Source organism: Methyloversatilis sp. NSM2, assembly GCF_038066675.1.
Classification (GTDB): domain Bacteria; phylum Pseudomonadota; class Gammaproteobacteria; order Burkholderiales; family Rhodocyclaceae; genus Methyloversatilis; species Methyloversatilis discipulorum_A.
The window spans coordinates 1-5,383 of record NZ_JBBUKV010000018.1; the positions used below are offsets into that span (position 1 = coordinate 1).

Here is a 5,383-nt window from a genome sequence, read left to right on the forward strand (position 1 = left end):
GTGATCGGGCGTTGTGTTGTGGGGTAGCCTGGCGCTGACCTACTTTCGCGAGCGAGGTGCTCACTATCATTGGCGCGGCTGCGTTTCACGGTCCTGTTCGGGATGGGAAGGGGTGGTTCCACAGCGCTATGGGCACCAGGCTGAAGCTTTTCATGCAGGCGCGAGGTGCATCGGGCCTACATGTGGAAGAAGTAAAGGATATGGGGTGATTGTGTGCGCGAGGCACTTGGGATCACCGGTGCGATATCAACGATTGTTGAGCACACGGTTATAGGGTCAAGCCGCACGGGCAATTAGTACTGGTTAGCTTAATGCATTACTGCACTTCCACACCCAGCCTATCAACGTGGTGGTCTTCCACGACCCTTCAGGGGGATCGAGTCCCCGGGAAGTCTCATCTTGAGGCGAGTTTCGCGCTTAGATGCTTTCAGCGCTTATCTCTTCCATACTTAGCTACCCGGCGATGCCACTGGCGTGACAACCGGTACACCAGAGGTATGTCCACTCCGGTCCTCTCGTACTAGGAGCAGGCCCCCTCAAACTTCCAGCGCCCACGGCAGATAGGGACCAAACTGTCTCACGACGTTTTAAACCCAGCTCACGTACCACTTTAAATGGCGAACAGCCATACCCTTGGGACCGGCTACAGCCCCAGGATGTGATGAGCCGACATCGAGGTGCCAAACTCCGCCGTCGATGTGAACTCTTGGGCGGAATCAGCCTGTTATCCCCAGAGTACCTTTTGTCCGTTGAGCGATGGCCCTTCCATACAGAACCACCGGATCACTATGTCCTGCTTTCGCACCTGCTCGACGTGTCAGTCTCGCAGTCAAGCTCGCTTTTGCCATTGCACTTTAGGTACGATGTCCGACCGTACCAAGCGAACCTTCGAACTCCTCCGTTACCTTTTAGGAGGAGACCGCCCCAGTCAAACTGCCTGCCATGCACGGTCCCCGACCCGGATTCACGGGCCTAGGTTAGAACCTCAACGACACCAGGGTGGTATTTCAAGGATGGCTCCTCGTGATCTGGCGACCACGTCTCACAGCCTCCCACCTATCCTACACAAGTCCCGTCAAAGTCCAATGCAAAGCTACAGTAAAGGTTCATGGGGTCTTTCCGTCTAGCCGCGGGGAGATTGCATCTTCACAAACATTTCAACTTCGCTGAGTCCCAGGAGGAGACAGTGTGGCCATCGTTACGCCATTCGTGCAGGTCGGAACTTACCCGACAAGGAATTTCGCTACCTTAGGACCGTTATAGTTACGGCCGCCGTTTACCGGGGCTTCGATCAAGAGCTTGCACCCCATCACTTAACCTTCCGGCACCGGGCAGGCGTCACACCCTATACGTCCACTTTCGTGTTTGCAGAGTGCTGTGTTTTTATTAAACAGTCGCAGCCACCGATTCTCTGCGACCCCGTTGGGCTCCGTCCGCGAGGGACTTCACCTACTAGGGGCATACCTTCTCCCGAAGTTACGGTATCAATTTGCCGAGTTCCTTCTCCTGGGTTCTCTCAAGCGCCTGAGAATTTTCATCCTGCCCACCTGTGTCGGTTTGCGGTACGGTCAATCCATGACTGAAGCTTAGAGGCTTTTCCTGGAAGCGTGGTATCTAGCACTTCAGAGCACGTGGCTCCTCGTCATCACATCTCGGCTAAGCCGCGCGGATTTGCCTACGCAGCACGCCTACCTGCTTAAACCGGGACGTCCAACACCCGGCTGCTATAACCTTCTCCGTCCCCCCATCGCATCATGGATTGGTACAGGAATATTGACCTGTTTCCCATCGACTACGCCTTTCGGCCTCGCCTTAGGAGCCGACTCACCCTACGCCGATGAACGTTGCGTAGGAAACCTTGGGCTTTCGGCGAGCGGGCCTTTCACCCGCTTTATCGCTACTCATGTCAGCATTCGCACTTCTGATATCTCCAGCATCCGTTACCAGACACCTTCGCAGACTTACAGAACGCTCCCCTACCATATGTCTTACGACATATCCGCAGCTTCGGCTCGTGGCTTGAGCCCCGTTACATCTTCCGCGCAGGACGACTCGACCAGTGAGCTATTACGCTTTCTTTAAAGGATGGCTGCTTCTAAGCCAACCTCCTGGCTGTCTATGCCTTCCCACCTCGTTTTCCACTTAGCCACGCATTGGGGGCCTTAGCTGGCGGTCTGGGTTGTTTCCCTCTTGACGATGGACGTTAGCACCCACCGTCTGTCTCCCATGCTCGCACTTCTCGGTATTCGGAGTTTGCTATGGCGGGGTAGATCGCAATGACCCCCCCAACCATTACAGTGCTCTACCCCCGAGAGTGATACATGAGGCACTACCTAAATAGTTTTCGGGGAGAACCAGCTATTTCCAGATTTGTTTAGCCTTTCACCCCTATCCACAGCTCATCCCCTAATTTTTCAACATTAGTGGGTTCGGACCTCCAGTACCTGTTACGGCACCTTCATCCTGGCCATGGATAGATCATCTGGTTTCGGGTCTACGCCCAGCAACTGAATCGCCCTATTCAGACTCGCTTTCGCTACGCCTCCCCTATTCGGTTAAGCTCGCTACTGAACGTAAGTCGCTGACCCATTATACAAAAGGTACGCAGTCACCCCTTTCGAGGCTCCCACTGTTTGTATGCATGCGGTTTCAGGATCTATTTCACTCCCCTCCCGGGGTTCTTTTCGCCTTTCCCTCACGGTACTGGTTCACTATCGGTCGATCACGAGTATTTAGCCTTGGAGGATGGTCCCCCCATCTTCAAACAGGATTTCACGTGTCCCGCCCTACTTGTCGCACGCTCAGACCCGCCATCTACTTTTCGCATACGGGACTATCACCCTGTATCGTCGGACTTTCCAGACCGTTTTGCTAAGTAAATGGTTTAGTCGTGCAGGCTACTCCCAGTTCGCTCGCCACTACTTTGGGAATCTCGGTTGATTTCTGTTCCTCGAGCTACTTAGATGTTTCAGTTCGCTCGGTTCGCTTCCTCTGGCCTATGTATTCAGCCAGGGATGACCCTTACGGGCCGGGTTTCCCCATTCGGACATCTGCGGATCAAAGCTTCATTGCCAGCTCCCCGCAGCTTTTCGCAGGCTTGCACGTCCTTCATCGCCTGTGATCGCCAAGGCATCCACCACATGCACTTATTCACTTGACCCTATAACGCTGTGCTCGACTTGCGTCTTACACCGCACTACAGGATAGTTCTCAAGCGCTCGCGCTATCTATCCCACCGCTGGTTCAAAGAGGTGGGACGATGCAATCACTACCCATGAGATGCCGACGCGGTTGAAACGCCGACATCCCTTTACTTCTTCCAAATTTTTAAAGATCAAACTTCGCACCCTTGCGGGTGAGGTCTGGGCAGCATTTCTGCACCCCACGCCTCACACTCAAAGCCACGGCAACAAGAACAACCGACGTCCCATCAAAGGAAGTGGTGGAGGATGACGGGATCGAACCGACGACCCCCTGCTTGCAAAGCAGGTGCTCTCCCAGCTGAGCTAATCCCCCAAAGACTGCACTTACTCATGCAGGCAATCTGGTGGGTCTGGTTGGGTTCGAACCAACGACCCCCGCCTTATCAAGACGGTGCTCTAACCAGCTGAGCTACAGACCCGGTCCTTCCAGGGTCGGGTGCTCAACGCGGACTCGTCATCGCTGACTCGCCCGAGCTCCTTGCCCTTGTTGCTTCTTTAACAGCCGATAGGTTGTGGACACGACCTGATTGTGACTCTAGAAAGGAGGTGATCCAGCCGCACCTTCCGATACGGCTACCTTGTTACGACTTCACCCCAGTCATGAATCTCACCGTGGCGACCGCCCCCCTTACGGTTAGGCTAGCCTCTTCTGGTGAAACCCACTCCCATGGTGTGACGGGCGGTGTGTACAAGACCCGGGAACGTATTCACCGCGGCATGCTGATCCGCGATTACTAGCGATTCCGACTTCACGCAGTCGAGTTGCAGACTGCGATCCGGACTACGATCGGCTTTCTGGGATTGGCTCCACCTCGCGGCTTGGCAACCCTCTGTACCGACCATTGTATGACGTGTGAAGCCCTACCCATAAGGGCCATGAGGACTTGACGTCATCCCCACCTTCCTCCGGTTTGTCACCGGCAGTCTCATTAGAGTGCTCTTGCGTAGCAACTAATGACAAGGGTTGCGCTCGTTGCGGGACTTAACCCAACATCTCACGACACGAGCTGACGACAGCCATGCAGCACCTGTGTTACGGCTCTCTTTCGAGCACCCCCACCTCTCAGCAGGGTTCCGTACATGTCAAGGGTAGGTAAGGTTTTTCGCGTTGCATCGAATTAATCCACATCATCCACCGCTTGTGCGGGTCCCCGTCAATTCCTTTGAGTTTTAATCTTGCGACCGTACTCCCCAGGCGGTCGACTTCACGCGTTAGCTGCGGTACTCAATGAGTCTCCTCACCGAACACCTAGTCGACATCGTTTAGGGCGTGGACTACCAGGGTATCTAATCCTGTTTGCTCCCCACGCTTTCGTGCATGAGCGTCAGTATTGGCCCAGGGGGCTGCCTTCGCCATCGGTGTTCCTCCACATCTCTACGCATTTCACTGCTACACGTGGAATTCCACCCCCCTCTGCCATACTCTAGCCGTGCAGTCACAAGCGCAGTTCCCAGGTTAAGCCCGGGGATTTCACACCTGTCTTACACAACCGCCTGCGCACGCTTTACGCCCAGTAATTCCGATTAACGCTCGCACCCTACGTATTACCGCGGCTGCTGGCACGTAGTTAGCCGGTGCTTCTTCTTCAGGTACCGTCATTAGCGAGCTATGTTAGAGCTCGCCGTTTCGTTCCTGCCGAAAGAGCTTTACAACCCGAAGGCCTTCTTCACTCACGCGGAATGGCTGGATCAGGGTTGCCCCCATTGTCCAAAATTCCCCACTGCTGCCTCCCGTAGGAGTCTGGGCCGTGTCTCAGTCCCAGTGTGGCTGATCATCCTCTCAGACCAGCTACAGATCGTTGCCTTGGTAGGCCTTTACCCCACCAACTAGCTAATCTGACATCGGCCACTCCAATCGCGCGAGGTCTTGCGATCCCCCGCTTTCTCCCTCAGGACGTATGCGGTATTAGCACTTCTTTCGAAGTGTTATCCCCCACGACTGGGCATGTTCCGATGTATTACTCACCCGTTCGCCGCTCGCCGCCAGTCCGAAGACCGCGCTGCCGCTCGACTTGCATGTGTAAAGCATTCCGCCAGCGTTCAATCTGAGCCAGGATCAAACTCTTCAGTTTAATTCCCAAAACTCGTCAGAATTCACAGGTATAAGCTTTCGCTTAAAACCTTTGATTCGTATGAGCACTTCAATTTAGTTGTCATGCGATCAACCACCACCCCAGGAA

Annotated in this window: 2 tRNA genes and 3 rRNA genes; all 5 read right to left on the reverse strand. The window is 54.6% G+C overall.

What is annotated here, in order from left to right:
* Positions 1–26: 26 nt before the first annotated feature.
* The 5 genes from rrf to WJU27_RS20985 all read right to left on the reverse strand — a co-directional run bounded on the left by rrf (position 27) and on the right by WJU27_RS20985 (position 5,275).
* A 5S ribosomal RNA gene (gene rrf / locus WJU27_RS20965) occupies positions 27–140 on the reverse strand.
* A gap of 132 nt (positions 141–272) precedes the next feature.
* A 23S ribosomal RNA gene (locus WJU27_RS20970) occupies positions 273–3,160 on the reverse strand.
* 280 nt (positions 3,161–3,440) lie between these two features.
* A tRNA-Ala gene (locus tag WJU27_RS20975) sits at positions 3,441–3,516 on the reverse strand.
* A gap of 29 nt (positions 3,517–3,545) precedes the next feature.
* Positions 3,546–3,622: transfer RNA gene (locus tag WJU27_RS20980), tRNA-Ile, on the reverse strand.
* 120 nt (positions 3,623–3,742) lie between these two features.
* Positions 3,743–5,275, reverse strand: a 16S ribosomal RNA gene (locus tag WJU27_RS20985).
* The 16S, 23S and 5S rRNA genes sit together here with 2 tRNA genes alongside, the layout of an rRNA operon.
* Positions 5,276–5,383: the final 108 nt, after the last annotated feature.